Here is a 15,661-nt window from a genome sequence, read left to right on the forward strand (position 1 = left end):
CACCGCGCTTCAGACCAATCCTCGCCTCGGCGTTTGTACTGGTCAGTCGCTTAATCGTGAAAGGTTTGCCGCCCGGAGGCGTGGGGACGGCGGCCCTCAGGTGGTTACTTCGTGTGTGCGAGGTCGTTTGGACCCCCTGGGCACGACAAAGGGGCCGCCGGACGCACCTGGCGTCCGACGGCCCCTCAAGCCGAGCGGTGCTTACTTGTACTTGGCCGCGGCCGGCGGCAGGCCCACCACGGGCAGACCCTCGTGGATCACCTTCATGGCGTTGAACCACGTCGGTGCGGCCACCTGGCCACCGAAGACACCCGAGTTGCTGCCGCCGCAGAGGCGGATCGGGTTCGCGCAGATCACCTCGGGGCGGTTGCCGTCGGCATAGGTCATGACGGCGCCCGCGTACTGCGGCGTCGCGGCCAGGAACGCGACCGACTTGTGCTCCTCGGTGGTACCGGTCTTGCCGATGGCCGGGCGGTTCCAGCCGGAGGCGGAGGCCGCCGCAGCAGCGGTGCCGCCACCGGTCGTGTCGTGCGACATGCCCTGGGCGAGGGAGGCGGCCAGGTCGGGCTTCACCGCTTCCTCACAGGGCTTCTCCTTGAGCGGCATCGGCTTGCCGTAGCGGTCGAGGACCTGCTCCACCGGGGTCGGCGGGCACCAGGTGCCGCCGGAGACGATGGTGGCGGCCACGTTCGCCAGCTCCAGGACGCTCGTGGCGCCGGGGCCGAGGGTGTAGGCACCCGAGTTGTTCTGCTTCGTCCAGTCGCCCTGCGACGGGCCGTTGGACTTGTCGGGCAGCAGGGGCTCGCCGCCGCGGTTCACGCCCTGCAGCGTCTCGCGCATGCCGAGGCGGTAGGCCATGTCGACGGTCTGGCTCAGGCCCGCCTTCTCCTGCAGGATCACGAAGCCGGTGTTCGGCGAGGTCGCGAGGGCCTGGGTGAGCGACATCTTGTCCGGGTAGTTGCCCGCGTTCTGGACGGTCCACGCCTTGCCGCCGTTGGGGTAGACCCGCGACGAGTAGGTCTTGGGGACGTCGATCTGCCGGTCGATGCCGGTGATGCCCCGCTCCAGGGCCGCGGCGGCGGTGAAGATCTTGTTCACCGAGCCGGGACCGAACGGCAGGACCTCGGCGGGCACGGGACGGGCGACCTGGCCGAGCTCGGCCTTGTTGCCGTAGTCGCGGGAGGCGACGAGGGCGCGCACGCGGTGCTTGTCGGTGCCCGGCTGGACGACGGACATGACGTTCGCGATGCCGTTCTGGGTCTTCGGCACCTGCTGCTCGGCCGACTGCTTCGCGGCCTTGGTGGCCTTCGGGTCCATCGTCGTCTTGATGGTGAGGCCGCCGCGCTGCAGCTGCTTGTCGGTGATGCCGGACTCGCGCAGGTAGTCGAGCAGGTAGGAGCAGAAGAAGCCGTAGATCGGGCCGTCACCGGCGCCGACGCAGCCCTTGGGCAGGATCTGCAGGTCCTCGACGACGCCCAGCGGCGCGGCCTTGAACTCCTCTGCCTTCTTCTTGGCCTCGGACTCGTCGGAGCCGAACGCGCCGTTCTCGCGCATCTTGTCGATGACGATGTTGCGGCGCTCCAGCGCCTTCTCCGGCGACGCGCCGGGGTTCAGCGACGAGGGCCGGTTCGCGATCGCGGCGAGCAGCGCGGCCTGCGGGACGGTCAGCTTGTCGGCGGTGGTGTTGAAGTACGCCTTCGCCGCCGCGCCGACACCGTAGGTCTGGTTGCCCAGCGGCACGATGTTGAGGTAGCCGGTGAGGATCTCGTCCTTGCTCATCTGCTGCTCGAGCTGCAACGCGACCCGCGCCTCGCGCATCTTGCGGCCGACCGTCGCCTCGGTGGCCTTCTCCCAGGCCTCCTGCTCGTTGTCGGCGCCGAGCACGAACGCCATGTAGTTCTTCACGTACTGCTGGGTGAGCGTCGACGCGCCCTGCGTCGCCCCACCGTCCACACCGGCCTTGGCGGCGGCGCGGGCGATGCCCTGCCAGTCGACGCCCTGGTGCTCGTAGAACCGCTTGTCCTCGATCGCCAGGATCGCGCCCTTCATGGTGTCCGCGATGTCCTTGGTCTCCAGCGGGATGCGGTACTGGTCGTACAGGTAGGCGATCGGGTCGCCGTTCATGTCCTGGATGGTGGTGACGAGCGGCAGCTCGCCCTTGGCGAGGTCTCCCGACGTCTGGTCGACCGTGTCGGCAGCGCGGTTGGACGCGAGCCCGAGACCTCCGACGAACGGGAACACCATCGCAGCGAGGAGCACGCCCGCCGTCAGGCACAACCCCAGCAACTTGACCAAGCCTGACGCGCGTGCGGCGAACAACCCGCAACTCCTTCCGAGCAAAATCCCCAGAGACTCTCTACATGTATAAGTCGCGCGGAAGGCCCAGGAGGTTGCGTCCACTGATCGACTGATTTCCAACCTACCGGAGTAGTCGGAGCCCGATCGTCGGACTGGCCCTGCGCACCTCGACGCCCGCGTGGTCGGGAAGGACGTCGTCGAGGAACCCGTAGCGCGACAGTTCTTCGTCCGGCCGCCTGCTCACCGTCCGCCACCACACGGCGATGTCCCCCCAGCCGGGAGCGGACAGCGAGCCGCCGAAATGTTGCACGGACAGCGCGGCGCACAGGTTCGCGAACCGCACTCGGTGTTCGAGGGGCCACCCGGCCAGAGTGCCCATCACGAACCCCGCGCCAAACACGTCACCGGCGCCGGTCGCGTCGAGCTGCGCGACGTTGAGCCCGGGCACGTCCACGCACTCACCGGTGGCGCTGTCGACGGCGACCGCTCCCCTGCCCCCGCGTGTGACGACCACCACGGGCACGTGCTCGGCGAGCTTGCGCGCGGCGGCCTCCGGGGTGTCGGTGCGCGTGTAGCCCTGCGCCTCGACGTGGTTCGGGAGGAACACGTCATAACCGTCGAGCCTGCGCAGCAGCTCCGGCGACCACGCCCCGGTGCGGTCCCAGCCGATGTCGGCGAAGAGCTTCGCGCCGTTCTGCTTCGCCGTGCGCACCCACTGCTCGTCCTCGGCCTGGATGTGCACGAAACACGCCTTGGTGGACGGCGGCGGATTGAACAGGTCGTCCGCGACAACCGGCGCCTTGTGCCCGTGCGTGACCATGCTCCGGTCACGCTCCATCGCCATGCTCACCGTCACGGGCGAGTGCCAGCCGTAGAAGCGACGGCAGTAGGAGAGGTCGACACCCTCCTGGTCCGCCAGCACGTCCCAGCAGAAGTCGCCGTACGCGTCCTCCCCGAACGCCGCCGCCAGCGCGGTCTTCAGTTCGAGCCGGCGCAACGCCACCGCGAGGTTCGCGATGCCGCCGGGACACGAGCCCAGCCCCTCGGCCCACACCTCGGTGCCCGGCTCCGGCGGGCGGGGCAGGCCGGTGAAGATGATGTCGAGGAAGACGGTGCCGGTGAGCAGCACGTCGTAGTCCGGTTGCGCCATGCGTAAACCTTGCCACCCCTGCCAGGCCGTCATGCGATAGAAACGTCGGCCGTGGGGGTTCCGCTCAGGAAGAACGTTCAGTTCCAGCTGCTCTGGATCGGCGGCGCCGTCTCGCAGCTCGGCGCCACGATCACGACGCTGGCGATGCCGCTGCTGGTCGTGGCGCTCACCGGCTCGTACCTCCTGCCCGGCGTGATCGCGGGCGCGCGGGCCGCCGCGTTGCTGCTCACCCTGATGCCCGCGGGCGTGTGGGTGGACCGCTGGGACCGCCGCAGGACGCTGGTCTGGAGCCAGTCCGTCCAGGCTCTCGCCGCCGCCCTGCTGGCCGCCGCGGTCTTCACCGGCCACGCCTACGTCGTCGTCTTCGTCGCGCTCGCGATCGTCGACGGCGTCTGCACCGCGTTCGCCGGCCCCTCCCGCACGGCCGCGATCCAGGCCGTCGTCCCCCAAGAACAGCTCACCACCGCGTACGCGCAGGAGGAGGCCCGCGGTCACGCCGCGCGGGTGGCCGGACCGCCACTCGGCGCCCTGCTCATGGCGGTCGGCCGCGCGGTCCCGTTCGTGGCCGACGCGATCACGTACGCGGTCGCCGCGATCTGCGCCTGGTTCGCGAAGATCCCTGCCCGCGGTGAGCAGAAGCCCCGCCGGCGCATGCACCACGACATGAAGGACGCGGGCCGCTGGCTGTGGCACCAGACCGGCCTGCGCAACCTCACGGTCATCTTCCTCGTGCTGAACCTGCTCGGCGGCGCCTCGATGCTGCCGGTGTTCGCACTGGTCGCCGAACGCGGCGGCACCGGCCTCGACACGGGCCTCGTGTTCGCGGGCATCGGCGTCGGCGGCGTCATCGGCTCGCTGCTGTCGCCCAGGGTCACCCTCGCGCCGGGCAGGCTCATGGTCGCCGTGCTCGTCGTCTTCGGCGCCTGCGATCTCGCGATGGCACTCCCGTTCGGCGTCTTCTGGCCGTTCGTGCCGCTGGCGCTGACCGCGGTCGTCACGCCGTTGATCAACGTGTCGGTGTCCGCGTTGCACTCGGCGCTGGTCCCCGAGGACATGATGGGCCGCCTCGACGCGGTCTCGACGCTGGCCGTCCGGGTGCTGACCCCGCTCGCGCCGGCGCTCGGAGGGTTGCTCGCCGGTGTGCTCGGCGGCGCGGTCGCGCTGGTGGCGTTCGGCGTGTTGATCCTGGTGACGGCGGTCGCGGCGGCGTTCACCGACCTGAGGACGCCGGAGAATTTCCGTTCAGCGGAAGCCGGCGCTTCCCCCCTGACCCGGCCGGAGCGTCCACTGAGGACATGCCCGAACGCCCCACTCTGCTGCTCGTGCACGGCGCCTGGCACGGCCCCTGGTGCTGGGAACCACTGCGCACGATCCTCGAGAACGACGGCTGGCGGGTCGACACGGTCGACCTGCCCAGCGTGGCGCCCGACACCGCGCCCAGACACGGCATGCATGACGACGCCAGAACGATCCGGGACGCCATCACCGGCCCGACCGTGATCGTCGCCCACTCCTACGGCGGCATCCCGGCGACGCAGGCCGCCACCCCGGACGTCCAGCACCTCGTCTACGTCGCGGCGTTCCTGCCGGACCTCGGCGACTCGCTGCTGGGCATGGTCGGCGGCACGCCCCCGCCGTGGTGGGAGACCCAGGGCGACGTCATCCACGCCCTGACCCCGGAGACCGTCTTCTTCAACGACGTCGGCACCCCGCCGGCCGACCGGCTCCTGCCGCAGAGCCGGCAGGCCTTCACCGACCAGCTCACCGAGGCGGCCTGGCGCACCACGCCCAGCACCTACGTCATCTGCGAGAAGGACAACGCCATCCCGCCGTTCGCCCAGGAGGCGATGGCGCGGCGCGCGACCACGACAGAACGCCTTGATGCAGGACACTCCCCGTTCCTGTCCTGCCCGCAAGACCTCGCCGCGGTCATCACGACCGCGGTCAGCCCTCCTCGGCGATCATCTCCCGCATCCGGGTGAGCGCGCGGTGCTGTGCGACCCGCACGGCACCCGGAGTCGATGCGACGGCCAGCGCGACCTCCTCGGCGGACAGGCCCACGGCCACCCGCAGCACGAGGATCTCGCGCTGGCGGGCCGGCAGCTTGTGCAGCAGCCGCGTGACCTGGGCCATCATCTCGCCGTTGACGGCGTGCTGTTCCGGGCCCGTCTCGAGCGACGGGCAGTCCGGCAGCTCCGGCACGACCTCGGCGCGGTTGCGGACGGCACGACGGCGGGCGTCGGCGACCTTGTGCGCGGCGATGCCGTACACGAACGCGAGGAACGAGCCGGGCTCGTAGCGGTACTTCGACAACGCGCCGAGCACCGCCACGCAGACCTCCTGCGCGATGTCCTCGGCCGAGACGAGGGTGCGTTCGCGGCCGCCGACCCGTGCGCGGCAGTAGCGCACGATCAACGGCTGGATCCGGCCGAGCAGGTGCTCGACCGCACGTCTGTCTCCGGCCAGGGCGGCATCGACGAGGTCGGCGAACTCGGCTTCGGCGAGCCACTGGTTGGAGACCGGTGCCTGGAGCACCCGACGGCGCATGGGCACCGTTGGCTGGTTCCAAGAGTCCTCGGGTTCGAGGACGCCTACACCGCCACCGGCCCGCACGGCTGTGGGTAGAACCATCCCGGCGACCTCCTCCACTACAGCGACACTAGGGGCTTCACTGAAGAAGAGACCGCAGTGAGCTGGTTGATACCGCCTGCTTCAAAGAGGACCACGAAGTCCAGGTGGGTGGGGCCGGCAGCACCCCTTTGGGGTAGAACGTGGTCCTAATGGCCCAGTCTTTCGGACATGCCGAATTGCTGTACTCCCAGGTATCCGACGCGGAAACCTGCCTCCGAGTAGGCCAGGTAGAACTCCCACATCCGGCGGAAGGTGTCGTCGAAGCCGAGCTCCCGCACCTCGTCCCAACGGGTGAGGAACGTTTCGCGCCACCGCCGCAGCGTCTCGGCGTAGTCCTCGCCGAACGACCGCGTCTCGACGATCCGCAGCCGGGTGTGGTCGCGCACCGACTCCTCGATCGACCGGACCGACGGGATGAGCCCGCCGGGGAAGATGTACTTGTGGATCCAGGTGTAGCTGGCCTTCGACGCGATCATGCGGTCGTGCGGCATGGTGATCGCCTGGAGTCCGACGCGGCCGCCCGGCGCGAGCACGCGGTCGAGCATCGCGAAGTAGTCGGGCCAATATTCGGCACCCACTGCCTCGATCATCTCGACGCTGACCACGGCGTCGTACTGGCCGTGCTCCTCTCGGTAGTCACGCAGCTCGATCGTCACCCGATCGTGGAGGCCCGCGTCCCTCACTCGCTCCATCGCCAGCTTGCGCTGTTCGGCGGAGATGGTCAGCGACGTGACGGTGGCACCCCTCTGGGCGGCGCGGATCGCGAGCGCGCCCCAGCCCGTGCCGATCTCCAGCACGCGGGAGCCCTCACGCACGCCGGCGTAGTCGAGCACGCCGTCGATCTTGCGCAGCTGGGCCGTGCGCAGGTCGGCGTTGCCGCCCTCGAACAACGCGGACGAGTACGTCATCGTCTCGTCGAGGAACACCGAGAACAGCTCGTTCGACAGGTCGTAGTGCCGGTGGATGTTCTGGCGCGAGCCGGCGACGTCGTTGATCTCGGTCTGCCGGCGCTCCGCCCAGCGCCGCATCAGCTGCAGGCGGGGCGGGATCAGCGTCGAGAGCTTCGCCGCGAACACCGCGAGCACGTCCGCGAGCTCGTCGGAGTCCCAGTCGCCCACCATGTAGGCCTCGCCGAAGCCGATCTTGGCGTCGGCGCCGAGGCGGTGGAAGAACTCGCCGGGCCGCACGATCCGCATGACCGGGCCGCCCGCTCCCCACGTCCTGCCGTCGGGGAACTGGACGGTCACGTGCAGCGTGCGCACCGCCTTGCGGAACAGCGCCTCGGCGATGCGGGCGCGCATGGGCGAACGCGGGGCCGTGAAGAGCCCAGGCCAGATGCCCTGGCCAGGACGGGGCAGGGACAGCGTGCTCATCCATCACTCCTGGGGATGATCGGGATGCGCCTCAGGTAGAGGGCGATGCCATGACGGCGGATCAGCGCGGACACGCGCTGGGGCATCAGCGGACGCTTGAACAGCATGCGCAGACCCGAACTGCGCTCGCCCTTCATCGTCGCGCTGAAGGTCGTCTTCCCGTTCTGCCGCAACGCGATGGTCACGGACAGCTGGTTTCCCGGTTTCGGCAGCTTCATCACGTAGTGGCCGTCGACTTCCAGGAACGGGGAGACGTAGAACTCCTTGTCCACCAACGCACGGCCCTGGGCGTCGGTGCGCAGCAGATAACAATGACGTCCGCCGTAGGTGTTGTGCACCTCGGCGACGACGCACACGAGCTCTCCGGAAGCGTCGTGGCACCAGTACACGGACAGCGGGTTGAAGACGTAGCCGAGCACCCGCGCGTTGGCGAGCATCAGGACCTGCCCGCCGCCGAGGTCGATGCCCTGCCCGGCCAGCCACTCGTCCAGGTTCTCCCGGATGCTCTTGTCCGGCGACCCGAGATGATCGCGGGCGTCGAACTTCGCGAACGGCCGCGCCCACCACGGTAAGCGCGGCATCTCGCCGAGATCGACCAGCCACATGTAGGCGCGGTGGCTGAACGCCCTGTCGATCAGCTCGCGCCGGGAGTGGGTGATGAGGACGTCGTAGATCACCAGTCCACCCCGAGGTGCTGCGCGGCGCGCACGCCGGACGCGCAGCCGTCCTCGTGGAAGCCCCAGCCGTGGTACGCGCCGGCGTAGGCGGTCGTGCCGGTGTTGATCTCCGGCAGACGGCGTTGCGCGGCAACGGACTCCGGCGTGTAGATCGGGTGCTCGTAGACCATCTTCGCGAGCACGCGGTCGGAGTTCACGTCGTGCGGGTTGAGCGTGACGACGAAGTCGCGCTGGTCGTCGAGCCGCATCAGCCGGTTCATGTGGTAGCTGACGAGCACCTGGCCGTCGGCCTCCCGGCAGGCTCGCTTGTAGAGGTTCCACGACGCCCGCGCGCCCGCAGCCCGCGGCAGGATCGAGGCGTCGGTGTGCAGCCAGGTCTCGTTGCGCGAGTACTGGAACGCGCCGAGCACCTCCTTCTCCGCGCGCGTCGGGTCGGCCAGCAGCCCCAGCGCCTGGTCCGGGTGCGTGGCGATCACGACGTGGTCCGCGGTGTGCAGCACGTTGTTCTCGTCGCGGATCTCCACGCCGGAGCCGTGGCGCGTGACGGCCCTGACGGGCGTGCTCACGTGCACTGCTTTCAGTCCCTGCACCGCGCGGTCGACGTACGTGCGCGAGCCGCCGACGACGGTCTTCCACTGCGGGGTGCCGCCGATCGCGAGCATCCCGTGGTTGGCGAGGAACTCGAACAGGTACCAGGCCGGGTACTTCATGCTCAGCGCCGCGCCGGACGACCACACGGCGCTGACCAGCGGGATGATGAAGTGGTCGACGAAGTAGCGCGAGTACCCGCCGATGACGAGGAACGCGCCGAGCGTGACGTCGTGCGCCTCCTCGTGGGCGAGCACGCGCTGTGCGTGCCGGTAGAAGCGCGTGACCTCGGCGAGCATCCGGACGTACCGGCCGTTGACGACGTTCTTGGGCTGCGCGAACAGCCCCGGCAGCTTCCGGGCGCCCGCGTACTCCAGGCCGCAGCCGTCGCACCGCACGCTCATGGACATCTCGGAGTCCTGAGTGGACACGTTCAGCTCGCGGAAGAGCCTGATCAGGTTCGGGTAGGTCCGTTCGTTGTGGACGATGAACCCGGAGTCGACGGCGGTGCCGCCGATGTCGTGCGTGTGCGCGTGCCCGCCGAGCCTGTCGTCGGCCTCGAACAGCGTGACGTCGTGCCTGCGTTGCAACACGTAGGCGGCCGTGAGCCCGGCGACCCCTGCTCCGATGACGGCGACCTCAGCCACGCGAGCCTCCCAATGGCACGTCGAGACCTCGCGGCGAGGTCTCCTGCATGGCATTCGCGATGTCCGGTGCGACCGGTTCGAGCCCGAGCTCACCGTGGACGAAAGCGACGACGAGCCGGGTCCAGTCCTTCGCCCTCTTGAGCATCGCGTGGCCGTCCCCGACCACGCTGAACCGCGCGACCCGGTCCGTCACGGTCTTGGCCTGGCGCGCGAACCACAGCGACTTCGCCGGATCCGTCATCCGCTCGCGGTCGCCGTGCGCGATGAGCAACGCCTTGCCCCTGAGCTGCTCGAACGGCTCACCCGGCACGATCCACGGCGCCAGTGCGCACACGGCCACGACGCTCGGGTGCCCGGCGACCCGCAGCGCCGTGCGGCCGCCCATGGAGTGCCCGACGAGCACGATAGGCCTGCCGGGGTGCAGCTCGGTGATCTTCGCGAGCGCCCACTCGGCGTCCTTGACGGGGTCGAGGCTCGGCGCGTTCCAGCCGCGGACCCGGTAGCGCAGGTTCCACACCTCGACACCCGGCGCCCGCAGGGCCCTGGCCAGCGGGACCATGCGCAGGTACGCCAGGTTGTGGCGCCGGACGGGTCCGGTGCCGTGTTCCCGTCCGCCGTGCAGCACGAGCACAACGGCATTCGTACCGTCCGGCGGTTTCGACACGTCAACATGCGGGTGCACATTTGATGTTCGGAAGGCCACGGCAATCGGCTCGCCCGTTGAGATCCACCTCACACCAGTACTGTCGAACTCGTGATCGAGCACATCAGCATCCCCACCGAGGCAGGCACTTTCGACGCCATCGCGTCCGGTCCCGAGGACGGCCGCCCGGTGCTGCTGCTGCACGGCTTCCCCGAGGCCGCCCTCGAGTGGGAGCACCAGGTCGCGGTCCTGGGCGTGAACGGCTTCCGCGCCGTCGCCCCCGACCAGCGCGGCTACTCCCCCGGCGTGCGCCCGGAGCAGGTGTCCGAGTACACGGTCACACACCTGGTCGGCGACGTGGTCGCGATGGCGGACGCGCTGGGCTGGGACACGTTCGACCTGGTCGGCCACGACTGGGGCGGCGCGGTGGCGTGGTGGACCGCGATCGAGCACCCCGACCGCCTGCGCACGCTCACCGTCTTCTCCACCCCGCACCCCGGTGCGCTCAAGACCGCGCTGCAGACGGACGAGGAACAGGCCATGCGGTCGCAGTACATGCGCGACTGGCGTGAGCGCAGCACCGAGAAGCGCATGCTCGACAACAACGCCCATGCCCTGAAGCAGATGTTCGAGTGGCGGGTCCGGCCCTCGCACGTCGAGGAGTACGTCCAGCGGCTGTCCGAACCGGGAGCCCTCACGGCCGCGCTCAACTGGTACCGCGCGGGCAAGCCGCACGGCGCCGCGGACAAGGTCGGCGTGAAGACCATGTACGTGTGGAGCACCGAGGACGTCGCGTTCGGGTCGTTCGCGGCCTTCGAGACCGAGAAGTGGTGCACCGGGCCGTACCGGTTCGAGATGGTCGAGGACGTCAGCCACTGGATCCCGGAGGAGGCACCGGAGATGGCTTCCTCGCTGATCCTCGAGAACCTGAGCTGAGCCACAGCACGATCGCCGTGTAGGCGCAGAGCACCGCGAACCCGGCCCACCCCGGCAACGGGAAGTAGCCCGCCGACGACGCGTAGTGGGCCGTCACCTGCGGATGCTCGACCAGTGTCTGCTTGACGGCGAAGCCCGCGGCCGGGGTGAGCCGCAGCAACCAGTCCGCGATCCCGTCGGGCAGCAACGGCACCGCGGTGACGGCGTAAGGCACGGCGATCAGAACCAGTCCGATGAGGATCGCCGCCCAGCCGCGGCGCAGCCACACGCCGAGCCCGTACGAGAGGACCGCGCAGAGCGCGAGCGCCGCCGCGACCCCGACGACCACCCGGACCACGGTCAGCAAGGGCACGACGGCGAGCAGCCCAGTGACGAAGGTGGCCGATCCGACCACGGCTGCCTGGGCAGCGATCACCTGCCGTGGGGCGCCGGCCGAGCGAGCGCCAAAACGGCCCGCGAGAACGATCACGACGATCAGCGCGATCACCAGACCGGACAACGTCTTCTCGACACCGCGCGCACCGCCCTCGCCGATCGGCCCGATGTCACCGGTGCCGCTGATGGTGACCACGCCGTCCTTCTCCACCACACCGGACGCGTTGTGGAACTTCTCCCAGTCGGTGTGGTTCATCTCGCCGACCGAACCGCTGGCCCACCGGCCGGAGCCGCCCTGGACGCCGACGTTGTCGAAGACACCGACGGCCTGGGTGAACCGCACCTCCTCGATCGTGCCGCCGAGGCCGGTCTCGCGGAGGGTGAGGTCGCCCGGCGAGGTGGCGAAGAGTCCGACCTGGACGGTCTCCGGCAGCCCCGTGAGCTCCGCGGACCCGACCACGTGCCACTGCGAGCCGTCCGCCGACTCGGACCCGGTGATGGTGTCGCCGGACCGGGTCAGCCGCAGCCAGCGAGGAGCCCGGTCCGCACTTCCCGCGACGTCGTGCACGTAGTCGTGCTGGAAGCGCACGCCGTGGGCGCCGGTCATCGCGAGCGCCGCGTACCGCGAGCCCTGCCGCACGCCGTCCTTGACGATGATCCCGGACTTCGCCCACGGCACCAGCCCGGCGACGATCTGGTCGTGTCCGGGCGGCGGGTAGGTGATCGTGCCGGTCATCGACGTCATCCGGACCGTGATGGAGCCTTCGCGGCCCAGGTCCTGGTGCCGGAACCAGAACGTGTCGCTGACGCCGGACGAGGTGCCGCCGGTGAACATCAGGCCCACCGCGACGACGGCGAGGGCCGCGGTGGCCAGGGAGATCAGGCGGCCAGGGCTGCGGAACGCGGTCCACGCCCGCAGGAGTTCGGTGCTCGACATGGGTGCTGGGTCTACTGATCCGCGGCTAACACGGTCCGAAGCGGTCTTGTCATGCTGCTGTTAGGTCGTCGCGGGCATGCTGACGTGCATGAGAACGATCGGGGTGCGGTTCACGATCCTGTACGCCGTCGTGTTCCTCCTGTCGGGCGTCGGGTTGCTGGGCCTGACCTACCTGCTGTCCGGCGGCGCGATGACCGACGTCGCTCCGCCGCCCGGACTCGACTCGGCTCAGCAACAGATCCTGCAGTTGCAGGACCAGCTGGCCGAGGTGCACACGCAGCAGGCCCGCCAGCTGCTGGCCGGGGCGTTGCTGGCGCTGGTCGTGATGGCGGTCGTCTCGCTGCTGCTCGGCCGGGTGCTGGCCCGGCGCGTGCTGCGGCCGTTGCGGACGATCACGAGCGCCACGCGGCGCATCTCCGCCGACAGCCTGGACCGGCGGCTGGCCGTCACCGGTCCGGCCGACGAGGTGAAGGGCCTCGCCGACACGATCGACGAGCTGCTCGAACGGCTGGAGGTGTCGTTCGCCGCGCAGCGCCGTTTCGTCGCCAACGCCTCCCATGAGCTGCGCACCCCGCTGACGACGATGCGGGCGTCGCTCGACGTCGCGATCGCCAAACCCGATCCGGCCGCCTCGACGGTGGCGCTCGCGGACCGCCTGCGCGTGCAGCTCGACCGCGTGGACCACCTGCTCGACGGGTTCCTCGTACTGGCCAGGGCGCAGCACGGCGCGCTGGCCGACTCCGCCCCGGTCGACCTCGGCGAGCTCGTCGGGGACGCGTTGCGCGAGCTGTCCTCCGAAGTGGAAGCGAAGCGGCTGACCGTGACGACGGACATCGCGTCCGGCACGGCGACGCAGGGAAGTCCGGCGCTGCTGGCACGGTTGGTGGGCAACGTCGTCGACAACGCCGTGCGGCACAACGAGATCGACGGGTGGGTCAGGATCAGCGGGGTCGCGGGTGAGGAGGCGGTGGTGGTCGTCGAGTCCGGCGGACCCGTCTTCGACCAGCGGGAGGTCGACCGGCTGGCACGGCCGTTCGAACGGCTCGGTGGCGAGCGCATCGGGTCCTCGGGTCTGGGACTGTCCATCGTGGCCGCCGTCGCCGCCGCGCACGGCGGACAGCTCGCACTGCTGGCCCTGCCAGAAGGTGGTCTGCGGGTGTCGGTGATGTTGCCGGTGACGGCATGAGGATCCTGGTGGTCGAGGACGACGGCGCCCTCGCCGAGGTCGTCGCGGAAGGGCTGCGTGACCAGGGGATGCCCGTCGACCTCGCGCACGACGGGCTGGTCGCCGCCGCGAACCTCGACGTCACCGCCTACGACGTGGTAGTGCTGGACCGGGACCTGCCGGGGCTGCACGGTGACGTGCTGTGCCAGATGATCACCGAGCGGGCCGACCGGCCGATGGTGCTGATGCTGACCGCGGCGGGCGCGCCCGGCGACCGGGTCAGCGGGCTGACCCTGGGTGCCGACGACTACCTCGCCAAGCCCTTCCACTTCCCGGAGCTGGTCCTGCGCATCCGGGCGCTGGCCCGCCGGAGGCCGGACGCCAGGCCGCGGACGTTGCGCGCGGCCGGGATCGAGCTGGACCCGGTGCGCCGCACGGCCGTGCGCGACGGCCGACACCTCGCCCTCTCGGTGAAGGAGTTCGCCGTGCTGGAGGCGCTGCTGCGGGCGCACCCCGGCTTCCTGAGCGCAGAGGACCTGCTCGAACGGGTCTGGGACGAGCACGCCGACCCGTTCACCAACACCGTCACCGTCACGGTGGGCCGGCTGCGCCGCAAGCTCGGCGAGCCGCCGATCATCGCCACGACACCGGGAGTCGGTTACCGGATCGTGCGATCGGCCCCGAGTCCGTAGATTCAGCGGCATGCGCGTGGCCGGTCTTCTGCTCGCCGCGGGGGCCGGTCGCCGGTTCGGTTCCCCCAAGGCCCTCGTCCCGTTGCACGGCAAGCTCTTCGTGGACTCGGCCGCCGACCTGCTCAGGGCCGCCGGCTGCGACCCGGTCGTCGTGGTGCTCGGCGCCCAGGCGGCGGAGGTCAGGCAGCAGGCCGTTCTGGACGGCGTGACCGTCGTCGACAACCCCCACTGGGACACCGGCATGGGGTCGTCGCTGCGCACCGGTCTGCACGCCGTCGGCATCGCGGACGCGGTGGTCGTCCTCCCCGTGGACACCCCTGGGGTCACCGTCGAGGCGTTGCACCGCCTCATGGCGCTCGCCGAGCCGAAGGTGCTGGCCCGCGCCACCTACGACGGCGAGATCGGGCACCCGGTGCTGATCGGCTCGGACCACTTCGCGGGCGTCATGGCGTCGGCGGCGGGCGACCAGGGCGCGCGGGACTACCTCAAGGCGAACACCGTCCGCCACGTCGAATGCGCTGACGTGGCGGACGGTGCGGACATCGATCACCCGAGCGACCTCATGCGACGTAGCGGCGGAGCTTGATGCCCGACGAGACGCTGGAGGCGCTCAGCCAGTGCAGGCCGCCGCCCGCGTAGGCCGGGTCGGAGACGGCGAACTCGTTGAGATCCTGCTGAGCCTGCACGTGCTGCGGCAGCGTTCGGCGACGCCGGTGTTCGGCACGTGGCGCGCGGCGGTGCGGACGACGTTGCCCGACGACACGCGCTGGCTCATGCAGCTGGCGCCCCCGGTCGGCTACTCCCCCGACTTCCTGACGCCCACCGCGGGCTCGTGCGCGGTGGACGCGGGTATCGACGCGGTGCTGTCGACGCCGGTGGAGTCGTTGCGCGCGGACCTGGAACAACTGGCCTGCCAGCAGCGCCTCGACCCGCGCACGCACCGGCTGGCCGACGGCGACACGGCCACCCTGGACTCGCTGGGCGAGGCGTTGCGCGCCTACCACCGGCACGCGCTCGCCCCGTTCTGGGCCGAGGTCCGCGCCATCGTCGACGCCGAACGAGCGGTGCGGGCGCGGTCGTTCCTGGACGCCGGCTGCGAGGGCGTGCTCGCGGCCCTGCACCCGACGATCTCGTGGTCGCGGCCCGTGCTGTCGATCGAGTCCCGCTTCCCGCACCGCGACGTCCACCTGCACGGCCAGGGCCTGGTCCTCGTGCCGTCGTACTTCTGCTGGGAACGGCCGATCATGCTCCGCGACCAGAGCCGCACGCCCGTGCTCGTGTACCCGATCGCACGCGACCTGCACGTCACGAGCGCGGGCAAACGTCCGTTGGAGGCGTTGCTCGGCCGCACCCGCGCCGCCGCACTGGAGGTCATCGCCACCGGGTGCACCACCACGGAACTGGCCCGCCGCCTGGGCATCTCGGCGGCCTCGGCCAGTGCGCACGCCTCCGTGCTGCGCGACGCGGGCCTGGCCGTGGCCCAGCGGCACCGCAACTCCGTGCTGCACACCGCGTCGGCGCTGGGCGTCGAACTGCTGGCTTAGGGCAG

14 protein-coding genes and 1 pseudogene are annotated in these 15,661 nt (G+C 70.3%); 7 read left to right on the forward strand and 8 right to left on the reverse strand.

Going from position 1 to position 15,661, the window contains the following annotated elements; all coding sequences use genetic code 11:
- Nucleotides 1-201: 201 nt before the first annotated feature.
- Together ACSHWB_RS47780 and ACSHWB_RS47785 are read right to left on the reverse strand one after the other, a co-directional pair.
- The gene (locus ACSHWB_RS47780) at nt 202-2,295 is read right to left on the reverse strand and encodes a transglycosylase domain-containing protein (RefSeq protein WP_439659987.1); all 2,094 of its coding nucleotides are present in this window, start codon (nt 2,293-2,295) and stop codon (nt 202-204) included.
- Between the two features lie 124 nt (nt 2,296-2,419).
- Nucleotides 2,420-3,448 carry a carbohydrate kinase family protein gene (locus ACSHWB_RS47785; RefSeq protein ID WP_439659988.1) on the reverse strand — a complete coding sequence of 343 codons (1,029 nt, stop codon included), beginning with the start codon at nt 3,446-3,448 and terminating at the stop codon, nt 2,420-2,422.
- A 51-nt stretch (nt 3,449-3,499) separates the two neighbouring features.
- Here ACSHWB_RS47785 and ACSHWB_RS47790 point away from each other — a divergent pair.
- Together ACSHWB_RS47790 and ACSHWB_RS47795 are read left to right on the forward strand one after the other, a co-directional pair.
- Nucleotides 3,500-4,672 (forward strand): annotated as a pseudogene (locus ACSHWB_RS47790) (MFS transporter); the annotation flags it as partial.
- Between the two features lie 71 nt (nt 4,673-4,743).
- The gene (locus tag ACSHWB_RS47795) at nt 4,744-5,430 is read left to right on the forward strand and encodes an alpha/beta hydrolase (RefSeq protein ID WP_439659989.1); all 687 of its coding nucleotides are present in this window, start codon (nt 4,744-4,746) and stop codon (nt 5,428-5,430) included.
- Here ACSHWB_RS47795 and shbA read toward each other — a convergent pair.
- The 5 genes from shbA to ACSHWB_RS47820 all read right to left on the reverse strand — a co-directional run bounded on the left by shbA (nt 5,393) and on the right by ACSHWB_RS47820 (nt 10,028).
- The gene (gene shbA / locus ACSHWB_RS47800; protein WP_439659990.1) at nt 5,393-6,079 is read right to left on the reverse strand and encodes an RNA polymerase sigma factor ShbA; all 687 of its coding nucleotides are present in this window, start codon (nt 6,077-6,079) and stop codon (nt 5,393-5,395) included. The genes ACSHWB_RS47795 and shbA overlap by 38 nt on opposite strands.
- 146 nt (nt 6,080-6,225) lie before the next feature.
- A complete protein-coding gene (locus tag ACSHWB_RS47805; protein WP_439659991.1) occupies nt 6,226-7,452 on the reverse strand; it encodes a class I SAM-dependent methyltransferase in 1,227 nt (408 codons plus the stop codon).
- The gene (locus tag ACSHWB_RS47810) at nt 7,449-8,129 is read right to left on the reverse strand and encodes a DUF1365 domain-containing protein (RefSeq protein WP_439659992.1); all 681 of its coding nucleotides are present in this window, start codon (nt 8,127-8,129) and stop codon (nt 7,449-7,451) included. Before ACSHWB_RS47810 ends, ACSHWB_RS47805 begins: the two co-directional genes overlap by 4 nt.
- The gene (locus ACSHWB_RS47815) at nt 8,126-9,364 is read right to left on the reverse strand and encodes an NAD(P)/FAD-dependent oxidoreductase (RefSeq protein WP_439659993.1); all 1,239 of its coding nucleotides are present in this window, start codon (nt 9,362-9,364) and stop codon (nt 8,126-8,128) included. The genes ACSHWB_RS47810 and ACSHWB_RS47815 overlap by 4 nt, the downstream gene beginning before the upstream one ends.
- Nucleotides 9,357-10,028 (reverse strand): alpha/beta fold hydrolase, encoded by a 672-nt coding sequence (locus ACSHWB_RS47820; RefSeq protein WP_439659994.1) that lies wholly within the window; start codon nt 10,026-10,028, stop codon nt 9,357-9,359. The genes ACSHWB_RS47815 and ACSHWB_RS47820 overlap by 8 nt, the downstream gene beginning before the upstream one ends.
- A gap of 90 nt (nt 10,029-10,118) precedes the next feature.
- On the opposite strand from ACSHWB_RS47820, the gene ACSHWB_RS47825 reads away from it, so the two are divergent.
- Complete coding sequence (locus tag ACSHWB_RS47825) at nt 10,119-10,943, forward strand: alpha/beta fold hydrolase (protein WP_439659995.1); 825 nt, start codon at nt 10,119-10,121, stop codon at nt 10,941-10,943.
- On the opposite strand, the gene ACSHWB_RS47830 is transcribed toward ACSHWB_RS47825, so the two are convergent.
- Entirely contained in the window at nt 10,876-12,255 is a 1,380-nt protein-coding gene (locus ACSHWB_RS47830; RefSeq protein ID WP_439659996.1) for a hypothetical protein, read from the reverse strand. The genes ACSHWB_RS47825 and ACSHWB_RS47830 overlap by 68 nt on opposite strands.
- Before the next feature lie 88 nt (nt 12,256-12,343).
- Here ACSHWB_RS47830 and ACSHWB_RS47835 point away from each other — a divergent pair, with 88 nt between their 5' ends.
- From ACSHWB_RS47835 to ACSHWB_RS47850, 4 genes are read left to right on the forward strand one after another with little or no spacing between them, the layout of a single operon-like run.
- Nucleotides 12,344-13,441: a sensor histidine kinase gene (locus tag ACSHWB_RS47835; RefSeq protein WP_439659997.1), complete on the forward strand. Its 1,098-nt coding sequence runs from the start codon at nt 12,344-12,346 to the stop codon at nt 13,439-13,441.
- Nucleotides 13,438-14,112, forward strand: a complete 675-nt coding sequence (locus tag ACSHWB_RS47840; protein WP_439659998.1) for a response regulator transcription factor — start codon at nt 13,438-13,440, stop codon at nt 14,110-14,112. Before ACSHWB_RS47835 ends, ACSHWB_RS47840 begins: the two co-directional genes overlap by 4 nt.
- Nucleotides 14,113-14,122: 10 nt before the next feature.
- Nucleotides 14,123-14,698 carry a nucleotidyltransferase family protein gene (locus tag ACSHWB_RS47845; RefSeq protein ID WP_439659999.1) on the forward strand — a complete coding sequence of 192 codons (576 nt, stop codon included), beginning with the start codon at nt 14,123-14,125 and terminating at the stop codon, nt 14,696-14,698.
- A 31-nt stretch (nt 14,699-14,729) separates the two neighbouring features.
- Nucleotides 14,730-15,656 (forward strand): ArsR/SmtB family transcription factor, encoded by a 927-nt coding sequence (locus ACSHWB_RS47850; RefSeq protein WP_439660000.1) that lies wholly within the window; start codon nt 14,730-14,732, stop codon nt 15,654-15,656.
- The last annotated feature ends 5 nt before the right edge of the window (nt 15,657-15,661 follow it).

This window comes from Lentzea sp. HUAS TT2, from assembly GCF_051853195.1.
Lineage (GTDB): Bacteria > Actinomycetota > Actinomycetes > Mycobacteriales > Pseudonocardiaceae > Lentzea.